Raw genomic sequence first — 19,357 nt, 5'->3', positions numbered from 1 at the left:
TCGTACATATACTAGGTTGGGTAGGCTTCTAATAGTCTGACAAGAATAAGGCGGTGAGCATTAGCGATGTTAAAGAAACGTACGGCCGTACTACTGATGGTCGCTGCCATGATTTGTGGCAGTCTACTGACGTTTTTCTTGAGTAATGGGAATAGTTATGCAGGACAGGCAGTGAGCGGCGAAGGCTTACTTGCAAGCATAACAACCAGTGCAGGTCTGAAGAAAGAAGAAGCTCAGAAAATTGGGACGGCACTCGACCTTATCAAAGGGAATTATTATAAGGATATTGATCGTAGCGTCTTAGTAGATGGTGCGATTAACGGAATGATGCAATCACTTTCGGATCCTTATTCCACTTATATGGGACAAGAATCAGCTCAGCAATTTGAAGAGTCGATTGAAGGGTCTTTTAGTGGGATTGGTGCAGAAGTCTCTTTGAAAGAAGGAAATGTTACCGTCGTATCACCGATTAAGGGTTCTCCTGCAGAGAAAGCTGGTATCCGGTCTCAGGATATGATCCTTTCCGTAAATGGGGAGTCTCTTGAAGGTCTTGACTTGAATGTTGCTGTTTCTAAGATTAGAGGTGTCAAAGGGACAACAGCTAAAGTGAAAGTCAAACGTGAAGGTGTGGCCGAGCCAATTGAATTCGCTATTGTTCGAGATGATGTAGATTTAGAAACGGTAAATGCTCGTATGGACAAAGATGGCGTAGGTATTATTGAGATCACTCAATTCTCCTTAAATACAGCCGACCGTTTCAAAGCGGAATTGTCTAAATTGGAGAAGCAAGGGATGAAGGGTCTTGTTATAGACGTTCGGAATAATCCAGGTGGTGTGCTCTCCGTCGTTATTGATATTGCGCAACAATTCGTACCCCAAGGCGAACTCATCGTTCAGGTGGAGAATAAAGAAGGTAAGCGAGATAAGAGCTTATCCAAAGGATCGAGTAAGTCGTATCCGATAACGCTACTAATGAATAAAGGGTCTGCTAGCGCATCTGAGATATTGGCAGGAGCGTTACAGGAATCGGCTGGTGTGATCTTAATGGGTGAGAATTCATTCGGTAAGGGAACAGTTCAGACGAGCTTTGATAAACAATTGGGTGATGGCAGTTTACTGAAGATTACAATTGCTAAGTGGCTTACACCTAAGGGTACTTGGATTCATGAGAAGGGCATTAAGCCAGATATTGCTGTATCTCAGCCCGCTTTCTTCTCTGTAGCTCCGATTAACAAAGAAAAAAGTCTACAATACAATATGAACAGTGAAGATGTTAAGAGTGCTCAAGTCATGCTGAACGGACTTGGATTTAATCCGGGACGAACGGATGGGTATTTTGACCAAGCGACTGAGAAATCCGTCAAGAGCTTCCAGACAAGTAATAAGCTTAAGGCAAATGGGATTATTGATGCTAAGACAGCGGTAGCTTTGGAAAGTGAGCTCATTAAACACATCCAAGATCCGTTAAATGATACGCAATTGAAACAAGGGATTGCGGAAGTACAGAAGGAAATAAAGGCAATGGCGTCGAAGAAGTAGAAGGCTGAACGTTAGCCTTCTTTTTTTTCTGAATATGGAGAAGCGTATGCTTCATAAAGGACACCAACTGGTTCTGTCTATGTATATATCAATGAAGTTGGGCATTAAGGCATTGGTCGGTATATATTGTGTCTAGCCTTGGAGGAGTGTGAAGAAACTTTGGATGTAGCTTTAGAATTGTTGTGGAATGTGACTGATGGTTTATTACAGCTGTTGATTCAGCCCTTTTATTATATTTCAATCCTGTTTATTATGTTATTTTATCGCCAACAAGTGCTTATGGAGCGGAAGTTATTCAGTGTAAGGTTACATAGTTGGGGACTTCAAGCTTGGCGTACATTTATAGGAGGGCTAGTGGCAGGCGTTGGTGTTTCACTAGTGATTGCTTTTCTAGGGATATCATTAACACGAGAAGCGATTGTATGTATCTGGGTTGTGACGCTGGCATTGCTATTCTTACGCGTGAGATACTTTTGTTTCGCTTATGCGATTGGGTTATTAGGTGTAGTACAATTTATCGTAGATTTCTTTCCAAAATGGCAGCCGGGATCGTTCATGGGGACCATTGTTGGAACTGTAAGGGATATGGATATTCCATCTCTTCTTGCGCTGGTAGCTGTGCTACATGTAGCAGAGGCTATTCTGGTGAAGAAGCAAGGAGCCTCATTTGCGATGCCACTGTTCGTGGAAAGTAAACGTGGGAAAATAGTCGGCGGATATCAGATGCAAGCCTTCTGGGTGCTACCACTGTTCTTACTCATCCCAGCCCAGACGACTGGTAGTGTATTGCCTTGGACGCCATTACTAGGAGGCGCTGGTTGGAGCGGAGGATTCAGTCTGTTAGCCCTCCCTGTCGTCATTGGATTTGGTGAAATGACGCAGAGCTTATTACCACATCAGAAAGCAAGTATTACATGTAAGAGACTCCTATTGTACAGTGTGGTACTTCTTGCACTCAGCTTGGTATCTGCTTGGTGGAGTCCACTTATGATTGTCGCAGCACTTGCGAGCTGCTTGTTGCATGAGGGATTGATCTGGTTCAGTCGCTTAGAAGAGCAACAGCGAAATGCGGTGTTTGTGCATCCTTCTAAAGGAATGCGTGTACTTGCTGTTGTGCCTAACAGCCCAGCGGAGGAACTTGGTATTGTACCTGGAGAGACTTTGTTGAAGGTGAATGGAATCTTCATCAATAGTACAGAACAGCTACATAGCTGCTTACGTATGAACCCTGCATTTTGTAAGTTAGAAGTACAGAACTTAGCAGGTGAGAGTAAGTATTTTCAACGTCCTATTTATGCCGGAGATCATCATCAACTAGGTGTTATTCTAGCGCCTGATCAGAAAGTTACCGTAACGGCGAGCATGAGATCTATTAGCATTTATCAAATTATTCGTATGAGACTCAACACAACTAAACGGACTTCATTAAGGAACGAAGTAGCTTCTCCTGAACCGGCGAAGCAGGCAGTGATTGCATTAGCTGAAACAGCTGCAACAACAGATATGGATATTCCTGATCCAGTTATACGTTATCCATGGGATAAATAGCGTATTGATCTTTTATATTCTTATTTCATGGAATCAGTAAGATATAGAATCGCAATTTGTGTTCTATCGCGTAGTTGCAACTTACTTAAGATGTCTGTAATATAATTCTTTACCGTACCTTCGCTCAGGAAACATGTCTGGGCGATTTCTTTATTTGATAGACCTTCTGAAATATGACGGATAATCGTTAGTTCCATAGGGGTTAGCCCGTATTGTTCTAACTTATGAATACACGACTTCTCGGACCGCTGTATAGGAGAAGGAGCCGCAGGTCGAAGGAGAGTTGTGAGTTTACGTGCGATATCTGGATGGATTAATATATCACCATCGTATACGGTTTTGATTCCATGAATAATACGATCGGGAGGGATGTTCTTGAGTAAGTACCCACTTGCTCCATTCTGTAACGCTTGAATAATAAATTCGTCATCATCGAAGGTCGTCAGCATGAGCACTCGAGTATCAGGAAATTGCTCCTTAATCCGTTTAGTTCCTTCTACACCATCACATACTGGCATTCGTATATCCATGAGCACGACGTCGACATGTAACCCCGATTGCATTAAATATACTGCATCCGCACCATGCGTTGCACAACCTACAACTTCGATTTCAGCATCCATGGCCATCAATACTCTTAGACTTTCACGTATGAATTCATCATCATCAACAATTAGTAAAGAAATCAATTTTGAAATCCCCCTTGGTCTATACTACTTCGTTCTTATTGTACACTGGGAGCGTGGTTACAATAGTAAATGGATACTCCCACTGAATACGCATATGTCCTCCAACTAGCTTAACACGTTCCTCCATGCCACTTAGCCCCATTCCTTGTTGTCTCGTATTCACAGACGAAAGCGGAGATATTTCGCCGGTATTACTTACATCCATACATACTTCCCCATCGTCATAGGTGAGGATGACTTCCACAGATGTAGCGTTACCATGCCGTAGAGCATTCGTAACCGCTTCTTTGGCATTTTTGAATAATACAATCTGTAAGCTCGGATACAACGGAATTGGGATGCCTCTGATCTTAAGATTGGTGTGAATTCCTGTTGTACGTCCTGTTTCCTCGAGTAAACGATCGATGGCGTATTCTTCTGTTAAAGAAGTGGCAGGGCGCATCTTGTTCACAGTGTTACGCATATCATCCATGCTACCTGACAGTTGGTCTCGAATTTGGTTCATCAAGTCCATGCCTCTTGGATAATTAGAAGGCATGATCTGAATGGCTGCCTCCATCATCATTTTGACTCGAATTAGACGATGACCAATATGATCATGAAGGTGTCGAGCTATTCGCTCACGCTCGCCTGATTGCGCAGTAGCTTCGACTTGATGAGTAAACTCTACTAGCCGTTTACGTGTTTCATCTAGTTCGTAATGCTCCTTACGAAGCTCGTCATAGAGTGTGATGAGATCCCCATGACTTTTCGTAGAATACTGCAGTAATGATAACAAAACTGCAGTTAGAATGAATGTGGAATTGATGCAGATAATCCATAAAGCTTGCTCGTGGTGAAACGAGGCATTTAGAAGTATTAAATGGATACTTAACATGAGCCAACGGGTCCCACGATGAGGTAAGAAAACATAAACGAACAGGGAAGAGAGCGAGACAAATAACATCAAATAACCATAGGTGTAGCAGAGCCAGACAGAGAAGATGATGTCTATACATAATAATAACTTTTTGGCCGAGAGGTTATGAATGAATCGATCTAATACAACAAGGAACATATAGAGTAACAGAGTTACAATAAATTGAGCGTAATTATCATAACGGTATATGTAAATGGAGCTGAAACTGGCGATGAAGATGAATCCATAGCGAAGAATAGTTAGATAGGAGAACAAGATACACAACATCCTTTAAGAGGTTTGATGGGATAATATGGATTAATTATAGCATAGGACTAGGAGGCTGAAGGAGATGACTTTTGTCACCTATACCTTATGACCTTTAGTACCTCTCAAGTATGCTGGACTTCAGTACAATAGGGAACAAGAAGCAGTTAGAGGGAGTGATGCATATGGCATTTGTAGAAATAAAAGATGTAGTGAAACGATACGGTTCTAATCTTTCGGTTGATCATTTAAATCTAAGTATCCATGAAGGCGAAATATTTGGTCTGTTAGGTCCTAACGGGGCTGGGAAGAGTACAACAATCAATATGATGTGTGGATTAATGAAATTAGACCACGGTAGTATTTCTGTCGACGGGATATCAGTAAATGATCGACCACTCGAAGTGAAGAAGCGTATAGGTCTTGTTCCACAAGACCTAGCGTTATATGAGACGATGCCTGCGGCAGATAATGTGGCTTTCTTTGCTAAGTTACACGGACTACGAGGAAGGTTGTTGAAGGAGCGAGTGGAGGAGGCATTGGAGTTCGTCGGCTTACAAGATCGTGCTAAGGAAATGCCTTCTAAATTCTCTGGTGGGATGAAAAGAAGGTTGAACATTGCGTGCGCGATCATGCATCACCCGAAGTTAATTATTATGGATGAACCAACGGTAGGTATTGATCCACAATCGAGAAATCATATTCTTGAATCCGTAAGAACCCTGAATAAAATGGGATCGACGATTATTTATACGAGTCATTACATGGAAGAAGTGGCTGCCATCAGTGATCGGGTCGCCATAATGGATCAAGGACATGTGATTGCTTGTGGTTCCCAGCAGGAACTTCGTGAAAGGGTATCAAGTGTGGAGAAAATTGTGATTAAAGCAACCCAGATTACTGATGCGGTTATCGATGAGTTGAGACTTCATCCGAGAATTTCTAGAGTATCGTCTAATGAAGATGTAATGGAGTTGTATGTAGATTCTTCTCAGCAAGAATTGCAAGATATCCTATTCATCTGTGCCAAGCATAATGTGATTTTACAGTCGCTAGCTTGTGAAGAGCCTGATCTTGAGTCTCTGTTTCTAAATCTAACGGGTCGCAAGTTACGTGATTAGGGGGTGAAAGTAGATGAACGTTTGGATCATTGCGTGCTTTGAACTTAGGAGAATGCTTCGAGCACGTACAGTTATAATAAGCCTATTTTTGTTGCCGCTGATATTGATCTTTATATTAGGCACAGCTCTGTCGTCCTTCTTCAATTCCGGAGATAAGATTCCCGAGCTTGATCCTGTGAAGGTCGCGATGGTAGAAAGTGTTGGGAATAGAGGGGTGGTGACCTCTCAGTTATACACCTTCTTAGAAAGCCCAGATATTGCGAAAATGATTATCGTGCAAGATGTACCTACATCGAAAGAAGCAGAGAGGCTGTTGCGTTCCCAAAAGGTGGATTTTGTCGTTACAGTTCCTGTTGATTTCGATCATCAAGTGATGAGCGGAAAGGAAGCGAAGCTCCAGTTGATGCTGGGGAGTAACAGAACGGCTAATATGGTTGCAGGAACGGTATTTGATAGCTTTCTAGATGACATCAATCACGGGCGAGCGGTTACGTTTGTCGCGAGTTCGATGGGATTAAGGCAAGATGTGTCAGTGAGTTCTGCTTCACCTAGCGATCCCCATTCATATGTCTCAGTAGGTAAGTTGAATGATACAGCAACTTCATATTCTGCGGCACAGTATTTTGCAGTGGCGATGTTGATCATGTTCTTGTTATATTCGGGTGGCACGGCTAGTGATAGTCTATTGAGTGAGAGGGATAATCACACATTATACCGCTTACAGTCTATGCCTATATCACACGTTCAGATACTAATAGGTAAGATGATCGGAAGTAGCATTGTAGCTATGGCTCAGACGCTTGTTATTATTACGGTATCCTATGTACTATACGGAACAAATTGGGGTCAACAGCCAGTCTTGTTAGCGGTAACTTGCATGTTAATGATATTTGCTTCTATGACTTTCGCAGCAATCGTATCCTTGCTTTCTAAATCGAGTTCAAGTGCTAATAACTTCATGCAGGTGTTAATTGTGACCATGACCTTTTTTAGTGGAGGATTTATACCTATTCCCGTTGGATTTATTCAGAATATCGGAGAGTTTACGTTGAATCATTGGGGAATGAAGAGTATTCTTCAAATCATGTTACATGGGAATATATCTGAGATCATCTCAAGTATCGGTATGTTGGCAGGTATCTGTGCTACTCTTTTAGCGCTTACAGCTATTGTTTATCGAAAGGTGGGATATCATGCATAGCTTAACGATTGCTTTGAATATGGTCAGAAGAATTATTGGTACCCGAAAAGGATTCATAGCGTTTATCATTCTACCATGTGTTGTAGTTACGGCTGCGATAGCATTATTAGGTCAGAATAGTAACGCTAAGGTGAATATTCCTTACGTGAATCAAGATACAGGTCCTGCAGGTCAACATATTATCGAAGAATTATCTAGAAATGATAATTATGCTCTGAAACCATTGAATGGTGAGGAAGAACTTAGGGACGCTATTTTAAATAAAAAAGGAACACTGGGGATATTAATTCCGTCAGGATTCAGTGAACAATTACTTCAAGGAAATGTGAAAGATATTCGTATGTATGAACTAATGGCTGGTGAAACCGGGATTATGGTCACAATGAATATGAATACTATCGTTGAAAGAATGTTACGAACAACTGAGAGACTAGGCGTAATGAAGCTAGACTCCGGCGTTCAATTAGATGTCTTTAGCAAGAGTCTGCAAGAAGCAAGTAAACATCTTATTGAGTCAGAGAAAACAGATTATAATCTGTATGCTAAGCCGGGACTCACGAATGTGACTGGATTTACAATCATGTTTATGATGGGACTAGTAACGAGTGTCGTTCGGATGATATTGGATGATCGTCGTAATAGAACCATGGCCCGTATATATAGTGCACCTGTGAGGTCTTACCAAATCACAATGGGTCATATGATAGGAAGTTTCATTGTGGGGATTATACAAATCATTATTATTCTGACCTTGAGTCGTTGGGTATTGGGATATGAATATAATATTCCATTCCTTACACACTTCCTGATCTTAGGATCCTTCATGTTGGTGGCTATGGGTATTGCCAGCACTGTGGCCGGTATAGTACGCAATCCTAATAATGCCAGTATGATTAATAATATGATTATTACGCCAACTTGCATGATAGGGGGATGTTTCTGGCCAATATCCTTCATGCCGGATTACATGCAAAAGGCAGCTAATTTCGTACCGCAAAAGTGGGTGATTGAATCCGTTGAGAGAATAGCTTCGGGCGGGCAGTTGGCGGATATCTGGCTACCGTTGTCTATCTTAGGGTTGATGGCAGTCATCCTGCTCGCGATTGGATCTGCGATCCTACGGCCAAGTGATACGGGGGTTGGGGTGTAAGGAGGTTTGCATGAATAAAGATAAGGACAGCCATTTAATGGCTGTCCCTATTTTTGTTTACTACTCTTGCAGTTGACGAAGAACAATAATTTGCACACGACGATTACTCTGACGGCCCAGAGCTGTTGAGTTATCTCCTGCAGGACGAGTATCAGCATAACCCGCATATTGGAATCCATCCGGATTAAGGTTCTCTTTTTCTAGGAAGAATCGAAGAATAGATAAGGCGCGAGCCCCAGATAATTCCCAGTTATCTTGATATTTAGAGGAGTTCGTAATTGGAACATTATCCGTGTGACCTTCGATACTGACCGTAGTGCCTAGATTCTTGAAAAGACTTGCGAGCTTAGCTAGTACAGGACCTGAAGCTGACTTTAGGTCTGCTCTACCAGCATCGAACACGAATTGATCACTAAGCGTAATAGAGATTCCTTGTGGTTTATCTGCCACGAAAATTTGATCATCCAATTGATTATCAGATACATATTTCGAGATGACCGACATCAAACCCTGCAGCTCTTGTTCTTGCTGTCTGAAGGCTAGTTCACGTTCCGTTAATGCTTGTGGTTCTTGTGTCTGTACCTGTGTATCAGGCGCTAATTCCTTCTCAGGTAGCGTGGTTGTAGTGTCAGGATTCTTATGTGTATATTTATCAGCGGTACCTGTTATTCCAGAACCTTCTTCTAGAATAGAATTACCAGATTTGAATGTAAGTTGAAGTGACTCGGTAACATCATCATATTTATTCTTATCAAGGGTGCTCATCGCATACATCATAACGAAGAATATTAGCAGTAGTGTAATTAAATCTGCATAGGTTATGAGCCAACGATCCCGACTGCTATGTTCAGCCTTATTTCCTCGACGCTGAGATGGCCTCCTAGTCAGTTGTCTCATCAAGAACCCCCTTCTTCTTGGAAGGAGTAGGCATTATATCCGTTGTCCTCATCATGTCGAAAGAAATCTTTTTGCGGACAATGTGAGGATGTTCTCCGTTCTGAATCGCAAGAATGCCTTGGAGTAGAAGTTCCATATTCTGAATTTCGTCGGCACTTCGCGATTTAATTTTGGATGCAATGGGCAAAAAGATAAGATTAGCACTAGCGACACCGTAAAGTGTAGCGATAAAAGCGACAGCAATAGCAGGACCCAATTCAGTTGGATCTGATAGGCTACCAAGGACATGAACGAGTCCCATGACTGTACCGATAATTCCCATCGTAGGTGCATAACCACCAGCAGACTCGAATATTTTGGCATACCCATCATGTTTCATTTCAGCTCGATCTATTTCAATCTCCATAATTTGTCTGACAAGAGCAGGTTCTGTTCCATCTACGACCATCTGCATACCTTCGCTGAGGAATAGATTGGAGTGGTGTTGTGCCTTTCGCTCGAGAGCGAGTACCCCACTACGCCGCGCAGTATTTGCCATCTGGACAATATCGTCGACTAATTCTTCCATGTCATTGTCTGGTCGAACAAAGGCATAACGTATGGCTTGGGGAACTGTCTTCAGCCTTGCAGCTGGATAACTAACGACTACAGCTGCAACTGTTCCACCGAATACGATAAGTGCTGCGGTCGATTGGAATAATCCTGTGATTTGTCCGCCTTCCCATAGGAAGCCTCCAACGAGTGCAGCAAGACCGGCTAGTATACCTAATATTGTAACGATATCCATTGATGTGTTCCTCTCCGATCTAAATGTTAGGATTTGCATACCCTATCTGATCCGAGTATAATAATGGGAACAGATATTCTTATATAGGTTAATATTCCTTGTATTATATATCGGGAATTCTCGACATATTCTTTAACTATTTTAGATGATAAGGGTGGTATTGGGCAATGAGTGATATTGTGATTAGTAACAAGCAGTTCGAGCTTGAATCGGAATACTCTCCGCAAGGCGATCAGCCCACAGCCATAAAGGAATTGGTAGAGGGGATCAGGAATGGTAAGAAAGAACAAACTTTGCTAGGTGCAACGGGTACCGGCAAGACATTTACCATTGCTCAGATGATCAATAAAGTAAACCGCCCAACGCTTGTGATTGCACATAATAAGACTTTGGCTGCACAGCTTGCGGCTGAGTTCAAGGAGTTCTTCCCTAATAATTCGGTTGATTATTTCGTTAGTTATTACGATTACTTTCAACCTGAAGCCTATATACCTTCAACGGATACGTACATTGAGAAGGATTCAAGCATAAATGAAGAAATTGATAAGCTTCGACATTCAGCGACGAGCTCATTGTTCGAACGTCGCGATGTGATTATTGTAGCGAGTGTCTCGTGTATTTATGGTCTTGGATCACCACGTGAGTATTCTGACTTACTGCTCTCCTTACGTGTTGGAATGGAGAAGTCTCGCCAAGAGATTTTGAGTCGACTTGTGGATATTCAGTATCAACGTAATGATCTGAACTTTGTGCGTGGTACTTTCCGTGTACGGGGGGATGTCATCGAGATCTTCCCGGCTTCTAAAGGGGAGCAAGCGCTTCGAGTTGAATTATTCGGCGATGAGATTGAACGTATAACGGAGATTGATGTGCTGACAGGTGAATTGGTTGGCGAGAGAGATCACATTGCAATCTTCCCAGCTTCTCACTTTGTAACCAAAGAAGAAACGATGAAGATTGCCCTCGTTAACATTGAACGGGAGCTTGAAGAACGTCTGACAGTGTTGAAGTCGGAAGGAAAGCTATTGGAGGCACAACGACTAGAGCAACGCACGCGTTATGATATAGAGATGATGAATGAAGTAGGTTTCTGTTCTGGGATTGAGAACTATTCGGGACCACTAACATTCCGTGAACCAGGTGCTACGCCGTATACATTAATGGATTACTTCCCTGAAGATATGCTGGTCGTTATTGATGAGTCGCATGTCACATTGCCTCAAATCCGGGGGATGTATAACGGTGACCGTGCGCGGAAGACCATGCTTGTAGATCACGGATTCCGACTACCTTCAGCTTTGGATAATCGTCCGCTACGCTTCGAGGAGTTCGAAGAAAAGATTAGCCAGATCGTATATGTATCGGCTACACCGGGACCTTATGAGCTTGAACATTGCCCGACGATGGTACAGCAAATTATTCGTCCAACAGGTCTTCTAGACCCTATTATTGAAGTGAGACCAACCAAGGGGCAGATCGATAACCTCATTGAGGAGATCAGACTTCGTATAGAACGTAATGAACGAGTGCTAGTAACGACACTTACGAAGAAGATGTCTGAGGATTTAACGGATTATTTGAAGGAGATTGGTATCAAGGTCAGGTATCTACATTCCGATATAAAGACGTTGGAACGTTTGTCTATTCTTCGAGATTTACGTCTAGGTACTTTTCATGTATTAATAGGTATTAACTTATTACGAGAAGGTCTAGATTTACCAGAGGTATCGCTTGTGGCGATATTGGATGCAGATAAAGAAGGGTTCCTTCGTTCGGAGAGATCGCTTATACAGACGAGTGGTAGAGCTGCGCGTAACTCAGAAGGTTATGTTATTATGTATGGCGATAAGATTACGGATTCCATGCGTAAGGCCATTGATGAGACGTCGCGTCGACGTACGATTCAGATCGCTTATAATGAGCAACATGGCATTACACCTCAGACAATCGTTAAGAGAGTAAGAGATGTCATTGAAGCTACGAAGGTAGCTGACTCCAAAGCGGATTATCTCACAGGAAATGTATCGAAGATGTCGAAGAAGGACCGTCAATCGGTTATTCAGCGGCTTGAAATAGAGATGAAAGAAGCAGCGAAGAACTTACAGTTCGAAAGAGCTGCGGAGCTGCGTGATGCTTTATTAGAACTGAAAGCAGAGTAAATAGATATAAGATGAATGATGTAATAATGATCGTTCACTTTTCAAATGTGTAAGAGTATAAGGAGATGATAACCGTTGGCAAATGAGAACATTATTATAAAGGGCGCTAGAGCCCATAATCTGAAGAATATTGATATTACGATTCCGAGGAATCGTTTTGTCGTGTTGACAGGACTAAGTGGCTCAGGAAAGTCATCTTTGGCGTTCGACACGATCTATGCGGAAGGCCAACGGCGTTATGTAGAGTCCCTTTCTGCTTACGCACGTCAATTTCTAGGTCAGATGGAGAAACCAGATGTAGATTCTATTGAAGGTCTATCGCCTGCCATTTCGATCGATCAGAAGACGACGAGTCGCAATCCTCGATCTACCGTGGGAACAGTGACTGAGATTTATGATTATTTGCGGTTGTTATTTGCACGTGTGGGTCATCCTCACTGCCCAACTCACGGCATTGAGATAACATCTCAGACTGTGGAGCAGATGGTGGATCGGATCATGCAATATCCTGAGAAGACGAGGTTACAACTTCTAGCACCTGTTATTTCTGGGCGTAAAGGCGAACATAAATCGCTGTTTACGGACATTAGTAAGCAGGGATTCGTTCGCGTGCGTGTGAATGGAGAACTCCGAGACTTGTCGGAGGATATCGAACTTGAGAAGAATAAGAAGCATACGATTGAAGTCGTGGTTGACCGTATTGTCATCAAGGAGGATGTGGAGTCGAGACTTGCGGATTCCATTGAGACAGCACTGAAATTATCAGGGGGACAATTATTAGTTGATGTTATGGGCGAGGAAGAACTGCGATTCAGTTCGAACTTCGCATGTCCTATTTGTGGATTCAGTATGGAAGAGCTGTCCCCAAGAATGTTCTCGTTCAATAGTCCATTTGGGGCTTGTACGGAGTGTGATGGCCTTGGCGTGAAGATGATTGTCGATCAGGACTTATTGATTCCAGATATGAATAAATCGATTGAGGATGGCGCCTTCTTAGCTTGGACAGGAAGTACATCTAACTATTATCCACAATTTCTGAAATCGGTGTGTGAACACTTCACTATCCCACAGGATGTACCAGTCAGTGAACTGAAGCCAGATCAGATGGACAAGTTGTTACATGGGACAGGAGAGCAAAAGGTTCGCTTCAAATACGAGAATGACTTTGGACATCGTAAAGAAGCACTAGTGATCTTTGAAGGAATCATTCCGAATCTGGAACGTCGATATCGTGAGACAGCATCGGAAGGAATTCGTGAGTTCATTGAAGGATTCATGAGTGCCAAGCCATGTGAGGTATGCAAAGGTCATCGATTGAAGAAAGAAATATTGGCAGTGACAGTAGACAGTCATAACATCGCAGATGTAACCAGTCTCTCGATCGGGGATGCGATGAAGCTATTCGATAGTCTAGTATTGAGTGAAAAGGAGACGGCCATTGCTACGATGATCTTGAAGGAGATCGATAGTAGACTTGGGTTCCTCGTCAATGTCGGCTTAGACTATTTGTCCTTGAGCCGTGCAGCAGGAACATTATCTGGTGGTGAAGCGCAGCGTATTCGTCTAGCTACTCAGATTGGCTCTAGCTTGATGGGTGTCCTCTATATTCTAGATGAGCCAAGTATAGGTCTGCATCAACGTGATAACGATCGATTAATAACGACGCTTTTGCATATGAGAGATTTGGGAAATACACTTATTGTGGTTGAGCATGATGAAGATACGATGATGGCAGCAGATCATATTATTGATATCGGACCAGGTGCAGGAATTCACGGGGGTCAAGTGATTGCTCAAGGTACACCACAAGAGATTATGGACCATCCAGACTCGCTGACGGGACAATACTTAAGTGGACGTAAATTTATACCGGTGAGTAGTAATCGGCGTAAGCCTGAAGACCGCTGGTTGGAAATTAAGGGTGCCAAAGAGAATAATCTGAAGAACCTTAATGTGAAGATACCTCTAGGGGTGTTCACTGCTGTAACGGGTGTATCAGGTTCAGGTAAGTCTACGCTTATCAACGAAATTCTCTATAAGAAGCTAGCTCGTGAATTGAATCGGGCGGTCAAAGTACGTCCTGGTCAGCATAAGGAGATCAAGGGGTTAGAACATCTGGAGAAGGTTGTTGATATTGACCAATCTCCTATCGGGCGTACACCAAGATCTAACCCAGCTACGTATACGGGCGTATTTGATGACATCCGTGATATTTATGCTCAGACCAACGAAGCGAAGATGCGTGGCTATAAGAAAGGCCGATTCAGCTTTAATGTGAAGGGCGGGCGCTGCGAAGCGTGTCGTGGTGATGGAATTATCAAGATAGAGATGCACTTTCTACCTGATGTATATGTACCTTGTGAGGTATGTAAGGGTAAACGTTATAACCGCGAAACCTTGGAAGTTAAATATAAGAATAAGAGCATTGCTGAAGTGCTAGATATGACCATTGAAGATGCTACTGAATTCTTTAAGAACATTCCACGTATTCACCGCAAGTTACAGACGATATTGGACGTTGGACTTGGCTATGTGAAGATGGGGCAACCAGCAACGACACTGTCGGGTGGTGAGGCACAACGTGTCAAGCTAGCTTCAGAACTATACCGTCGAAGTACGGGTAAGACTTTGTATATTCTTGATGAACCAACGACGGGTCTTCATGTAGATGATATCGCTCGACTGTTGACTGTTCTTCATCGATTAGTTGACTCTGGAGAGACCGTGCTTGTCATTGAACACAATCTCGACGTCATTAAGACGGCAGATTACCTCATTGATCTAGGACCGGAAGGCGGTAGCGGTGGGGGTACGATTCTAGCTACAGGTACACCAGAGCAGCTTATAAAAGTAGAGGGATCTTATACCGGTAAGTATTTAAAGCCTGTGCTTGAACGTGATATAGCACGTAGTAAAGCTATGGAAGTATATAGTTAATGTTGATTTATCCTAGCGCAGGAATAAAGCCTAGCGATTAAATATTTAGGTAGTTGATCACGATGCTCTAGAAGCTTGGTAAGTGTTAAAGTGTTAAATAGTCTCCGCCTTATAACAAGGTGGAGACTATTTGACGATTACGGGAGCCTGTGTGGGGAAAATGAATTTGAGTTCATCTAAACAATGAATAAAATCATATAGGGAGGGTAGTAATCCTCCTTTTTAGAGAATATTCCGTGACAAATTCATTTTTTTCTTAAATCGGGGCTTGCATAAGATAGATCGGCAGGATAACATATAATTATAGGTAAAAATTGACGTTATGTTTCATAGAGGGAGGTACACTGTATGTTGTTGGCAGAAGGTGCTGAGGTGGTATCCAAGTTCCATACGTTCGATATATTTATGATTATTTTTACAATCTTAATTTTAATTGGGGTTATCCGTTTGGTAACACAGCCTGTAAAGAATCTATTCGCTATTGGGTTTAGCGTAGTTAGTTTATTGGTCTTCCTATACTCGGATTATGCTATGGTATTAGGATGGATTGGCTAGGATCACAAGAATACTTAGAAGAAAGCAACACCAACGAAGACACCTTACTGCGATGCAGGATCAAGGCGTCTTTTTTTGTAGTGTTCAAGAGGAGGTGTAATCTATTTTCCAAGACAGTATATTTAGTGAAGTGTTGTTATAGTTAAAGGGGACAGTACTGAATAAATATAGGACTTCTAGCAATTGTTAGGGCTGAAATAGTATGATACATTTGGGATATTCCTTACATAAATGAATATGATGATATAACAACTAGAGAGACCTTTAGGGGAGACAGAGAGCTAGATAGATTGAACTAAAGCTTGCGCTTGCAAGTTCGATCATTTCTAAAGAAAATCATGTATATGAGGGTTCGTTTTTAGTTCTATCTATATAGATATGAGAGGGTTAGGTGAGGAGAGCATGAATAGGGTGGGGAAGAACGGTGCAATAGCGCTGTTATGTGGCCTTATACTGATGAGTGGTGTGGGCACTGCCCAGGCGCAACAAAAGGGGATAACCCATAGTGCCAAGCAAGGTACGGCCAAGGTATCGAATAAAGTAAGCACAGATCTGGTTCCTCAAATCGTAAAGGAAGTATCACCATCGGTCGTTGGAATTATTGGTAAAGGCGATGTCAGTCAGGTGAATAGTAATTCAGACCGATATAACCTAGTACATGGAACAGGTGTAATCATTCGTTCGAATGGATGGATTGTAACGAATGCTCATGTCGTTAAAGGTCTAAAGAATGCTACGGTCGTTACAACAGATGGAAACAGTTACAAAATAAAAGAAATATTTACGGATGAGACAAGCGATCTCGCGCTAGTGAAGATTACGGCAAACGGTCTAGTACCGGTGAAGTTCGCTAAATCTATTCAAGATACAGAAGTTGGGGAGAAGGTTATCGCAATCGGGACTCCGGTCTCGTTCTCGTTACGTAATTCGGCAACGGTAGGCGTTGTGAGTGGACTTAATCGAGGCGTAAATGCATCGTACCGCTTAATCCAGAGTGATACTGCAATTAATCCCGGGAATAGTGGTGGACCGCTAGTCAATATGAAAGGTGAAGTATTGGGTATTAATACGATGAAATTCGCTGCAGTTGGAGTCGAGAATATGGGATTCTCTATTCCAGCGGATACGGTGCAATATGTGATTAATCAATTGATGAAGTATGGAGAAGTGAAACGTCCAAGCCTCGGACTTACGCTTGAGGAAAGTTGGTCAGCTATTGTCGGTCTTCCTACAGATGATCCATTGACGGTAACTAAGATCCTTTCTAAAGAAGCTGAAAAAGCTGGCATACATGAGAATGATGTGCTCTACAGTATTAACGGGATAAAGGTGACTTCTGTAGTGGATATTAACGAGTTGTTCAAGGCGTACTTACCCGGTCAGACTGTTAAACTATTAATGCAAAGTGATGGGGATATTGTTATCCGTAAGTTAGTACTGAGTCGCCAAGGTCTAATCCTTGATGAGGAAAGCGAGGCTTACGAACTATGATATTTGGGATAAGAGATTTGATAGAGATGAAGAAGATGCGAATCCGCTACTGGGCGTGCATCTCAATGTGTTTGTTCATGTTTCTAACAGGTACAATTCCTGTGTTCGCAGATACTGAGAATACAACTACATTGGAATTAAAGCTCAAAGTAGGGAGTACGGTTGCGGTCATTAATGGACAACAAGTGGCTATTGCTAAACCTTACATAGATCATTTGACGACAATGGTGCCATTAGGTGTGTTTAAGAAGGCTTTTGAAAGTCAAGTTCGCCTTGAGAAATCAAACCAAGTGAAGGTGACGTATGGGGCACACACGTTAAGTATGACTATGGATAGTCATTTGGCTTGGGTGGATGGTAAAAAGGTGAAATTAGATGTAGCACCTACGATGAAATCAGATACATTAATGGTTCCGTTACGGTTTGTAGCCCAGGGTATAGGGGCTAAGATTAGCACGGGTTCTGTTGGAGAAATCGTAATTTCATTAGTATCTTCTGAGGATAAGGTAGTAGAGGATGACACGAATATTGATAGTGATGTAGGCAAGACCAAGCTTGGGAATAGTTACTACAATTGGACGATGAACTACCCAGCGGGTCTAATCATTGGGGAAGGTGGAGGGTATGAGAGCATCGCTGCGTTCAACGATGCTGAGGAATCCTATTACATCGAAGTTCATGCTAATAAACAAGAAGTGGAGCTTCAAGCAGATGATATCCTACAACAATTGGTGGAAGATGCAAAGGATTCAGGGGAAGTTGTATTAGATCGTGAATCTTTTGCATTAGTTTCCGTTCCTTATGCCCGTATTGTAACAAAAGATTCCGATGGTACGATCTGGGAGGTTCGGGGGTATTATGATCACGAACAGTTGTACGAAGTATATCTTGCCGACTTCATGGCGGAGAATTATAAAGACGTAAGTAAATATTCAACGTTGTTAAATTCATTTAGAACAAACTTCAACAAGCAAGACAAGGCAGTCAAGGATTTGTCTAGTGTAGTAAATGGTATGCGAAACGTCTATAACGGGGATTATGGTATTTCCCTAGATGTACCGGCTGGATGGGATATGGATAATGAGAATATGTATTACGAAAGTGAAGATGGAAGTTATCTTAAGCTAAATGTAACTTCAGCTCCTAAAGGATCAAGCTTGGAACAATGGAGCGGACAAATGAAGAAATGGCTAGGAGAATCTTTTGTCAACGAATCGTACAAAGTAGTGGATACATATTCGATCATAATATCGGGTAGTTCGGCACTCGTTAATGAAGTTCAATACAATTATGGTGATGGATGGACAACGGAATATGAAGTGATGTTAGAGAAGAATGGATTCCGATACTATGCAGAGTATGGAGTGCCAGAGGATCAGAAGGCGGACTTAGCTCACTTCAAGGATATTATGAAGTCCATTGATATTGAGTATGAAGTGGTCTCCGACACATTCGGAAGAATGGAAGAAGACACTTATCTGATCGATAAATCAAAGATCATTACGAAGTCCTCAAAGGCTTATAAATTCAAATTGAATGTACCACAATTCTGGACACCTATTAAAGATCGATTCGAGAGTTCCCCAATAGAGTACCAATATACCGGTGGGCGTTTTATGATAACAGCTGAACCAGATACTTCTGTCGAAGAGGCGGTCAGTCAGTTAAGAGCCTATTATAATGAGGCCACTAAGAAATCTAAAGATTTAATTATTCGAGGCATTGAGAACACGACATTTGCAGGCGTAAATGCAACCGTGTTTAAGTTGCATCAGGTTAAAAATGGTATCCCATACGAGGGTACCCAGATACTATTTAGTAATAGTGGTATAACGTATACGGTGACAACCGCATTGAATGATGCTAATGCTACACAGGTGCAGAAAGATGCACTGGAGAAAGCATTGAAGTCTTTCGCATTCACGAAGCTAAATTAATAGTTATGAAAGAGAGCAACCTTAAGAGGTGCTCTTTTTTTTGAAATGAATGGGAAAGGTAGAAGGTTAGTGTGATATTTGGTACAATAGATAAGTTAAAGATATAATAGCTGTTAAGGTATTGTAGTTGAAGGTCATTTCATCATAGTCATAATGAAGAAGTTAACTGGCGTTAAGGCCA

At 42.1% G+C, this 19,357-nt stretch carries 14 protein-coding genes; 10 read left to right on the top strand and 4 right to left on the bottom strand.

From position 1 onward, the window contains the following. The first annotated feature begins 66 nt into the window (after window positions 1-66). Together PBAT_RS20825 and PBAT_RS20820 are read left to right on the top strand one after the other, a co-directional pair. Window positions 67-1,539, top strand: a complete 1,473-nt coding sequence (locus PBAT_RS20825) for a S41 family peptidase (RefSeq protein WP_068652547.1) — start codon at window positions 67-69, stop codon at window positions 1,537-1,539. Between the two features lie 159 nt (window positions 1,540-1,698). After that, on the top strand, window positions 1,699-3,087 hold the full coding sequence (locus tag PBAT_RS20820; protein WP_068652545.1) for a PDZ domain-containing protein: 1,389 nt from the start codon (window positions 1,699-1,701) through the stop codon (window positions 3,085-3,087). Window positions 3,088-3,107: 20 nt separating this feature from the next. On the opposite strand, the gene PBAT_RS20815 is transcribed toward PBAT_RS20820, so the two are convergent. Together PBAT_RS20815 and PBAT_RS20810 are read right to left on the bottom strand one after the other, a co-directional pair. Beyond that, window positions 3,108-3,776, bottom strand: coding sequence for a response regulator transcription factor (locus PBAT_RS20815; RefSeq protein WP_068652543.1), 669 nt, complete (start codon window positions 3,774-3,776; stop codon window positions 3,108-3,110). A 19-nt stretch (window positions 3,777-3,795) separates the two neighbouring features. Beyond that, window positions 3,796-4,950, bottom strand: a complete 1,155-nt coding sequence (locus tag PBAT_RS20810; RefSeq protein ID WP_169810151.1) for a sensor histidine kinase — start codon at window positions 4,948-4,950, stop codon at window positions 3,796-3,798. 176 nt (window positions 4,951-5,126) lie between these two features. On the opposite strand from PBAT_RS20810, the gene PBAT_RS20805 reads away from it, so the two are divergent. From PBAT_RS20805 to PBAT_RS20795, 3 genes are read left to right on the top strand one after another with little or no spacing between them, the layout of a single operon-like run. Then, window positions 5,127-6,062 (top strand): ABC transporter ATP-binding protein, encoded by a 936-nt coding sequence (locus PBAT_RS20805; protein ID WP_068652541.1) that lies wholly within the window; start codon window positions 5,127-5,129, stop codon window positions 6,060-6,062. Between the two features lie 13 nt (window positions 6,063-6,075). Then, window positions 6,076-7,263, top strand: coding sequence for an ABC transporter permease (locus tag PBAT_RS20800; protein ID WP_068652539.1), 1,188 nt, complete (start codon window positions 6,076-6,078; stop codon window positions 7,261-7,263). Then, a complete protein-coding gene (locus PBAT_RS20795; protein WP_068652537.1) occupies window positions 7,256-8,413 on the top strand; it encodes an ABC transporter permease in 1,158 nt (385 codons plus the stop codon). The genes PBAT_RS20800 and PBAT_RS20795 overlap by 8 nt, the downstream gene beginning before the upstream one ends. Before the next feature lie 60 nt (window positions 8,414-8,473). On the opposite strand, the gene PBAT_RS20790 is transcribed toward PBAT_RS20795, so the two are convergent. Beyond that, window positions 8,474-9,310, bottom strand: a complete 837-nt coding sequence (locus PBAT_RS20790) for a flagellar motor protein MotB (protein WP_068652535.1) — start codon at window positions 9,308-9,310, stop codon at window positions 8,474-8,476. Then, window positions 9,294-10,097, bottom strand: coding sequence for a flagellar motor protein (locus PBAT_RS20785; RefSeq protein WP_068652533.1), 804 nt, complete (start codon window positions 10,095-10,097; stop codon window positions 9,294-9,296). Before PBAT_RS20785 ends, PBAT_RS20790 begins: the two co-directional genes overlap by 17 nt. Window positions 10,098-10,264: 167 nt before the next feature. Here PBAT_RS20785 and uvrB point away from each other — a divergent pair, with 167 nt between their 5' ends. The 5 genes from uvrB (at window position 10,265) to PBAT_RS20760 (ending at window position 19,176) form a co-directional block, all read left to right on the top strand. After that, the gene (gene uvrB, locus PBAT_RS20780) at window positions 10,265-12,256 is read left to right on the top strand and encodes an excinuclease ABC subunit UvrB (RefSeq protein ID WP_068652531.1); all 1,992 of its coding nucleotides are present in this window, start codon (window positions 10,265-10,267) and stop codon (window positions 12,254-12,256) included. 75 nt (window positions 12,257-12,331) lie between these two features. Further along, window positions 12,332-15,193, top strand: a complete 2,862-nt coding sequence (gene uvrA, locus PBAT_RS20775) for an excinuclease ABC subunit UvrA (protein ID WP_068652529.1) — start codon at window positions 12,332-12,334, stop codon at window positions 15,191-15,193. Window positions 15,194-15,541: 348 nt separating this feature from the next. Further along, entirely contained in the window at window positions 15,542-15,748 is a 207-nt protein-coding gene (locus tag PBAT_RS20770; protein ID WP_068652527.1) for a hypothetical protein, read from the top strand. A gap of 402 nt (window positions 15,749-16,150) precedes the next feature. Next, window positions 16,151-17,239, top strand: a complete 1,089-nt coding sequence (locus tag PBAT_RS20765; RefSeq protein WP_084403289.1) for a S1C family serine protease — start codon at window positions 16,151-16,153, stop codon at window positions 17,237-17,239. Between the two features lie 26 nt (window positions 17,240-17,265). Continuing rightward, on the top strand, window positions 17,266-19,176 hold the full coding sequence (locus tag PBAT_RS20760) for a stalk domain-containing protein (protein ID WP_068652586.1): 1,911 nt from the start codon (window positions 17,266-17,268) through the stop codon (window positions 19,174-19,176). Window positions 19,177-19,357: the final 181 nt, after the last annotated feature.

The sequence above is a fragment of the Paenibacillus antarcticus genome (genome assembly GCF_001637225.1).
Lineage (GTDB): Bacteria > Bacillota > Bacilli > Paenibacillales > Paenibacillaceae > Paenibacillus_AQ > Paenibacillus_AQ antarcticus.
The sequence above is the reverse complement of the archived record's forward strand: the minus strand, read 5'-3'. Positions and strand labels throughout refer to the sequence as shown.

Excerpts from the sequence above, each read along its gene's own strand:
- uvrB (WP_068652531.1), top strand. The coding sequence starts at position 10,265 with ATGAGTGATATTGTGATTAGTAACAAGCAGTTCGAGCTTGAATCGGAA.
- PBAT_RS20800 (WP_068652539.1), top strand. The coding sequence starts at position 6,076 with ATGAACGTTTGGATCATTGCGTGCTTTGAACTTAGGAGAATGCTTCGA.
- PBAT_RS20770 (WP_068652527.1), top strand. The coding sequence starts at position 15,542 with ATGTTGTTGGCAGAAGGTGCTGAGGTGGTATCCAAGTTCCATACGTTC.
- PBAT_RS20790 (WP_068652535.1), bottom strand. The coding sequence starts at position 9,310 with ATGAGACAACTGACTAGGAGGCCATCTCAGCGTCGAGGAAATAAGGCT.
- PBAT_RS20825 (WP_068652547.1), top strand. The coding sequence starts at position 67 with ATGTTAAAGAAACGTACGGCCGTACTACTGATGGTCGCTGCCATGATT.
- PBAT_RS20785 (WP_068652533.1), bottom strand. The coding sequence starts at position 10,097 with ATGGATATCGTTACAATATTAGGTATACTAGCCGGTCTTGCTGCACTC.
- PBAT_RS20760 (WP_068652586.1), top strand. The coding sequence starts at position 17,266 with ATGAAGAAGATGCGAATCCGCTACTGGGCGTGCATCTCAATGTGTTTG.
- PBAT_RS20805 (WP_068652541.1), top strand. The coding sequence starts at position 5,127 with ATGGCATTTGTAGAAATAAAAGATGTAGTGAAACGATACGGTTCTAAT.
- PBAT_RS20795 (WP_068652537.1), top strand. The coding sequence starts at position 7,256 with ATGCATAGCTTAACGATTGCTTTGAATATGGTCAGAAGAATTATTGGT.
- PBAT_RS20765 (WP_084403289.1), top strand. The coding sequence starts at position 16,151 with ATGAATAGGGTGGGGAAGAACGGTGCAATAGCGCTGTTATGTGGCCTT.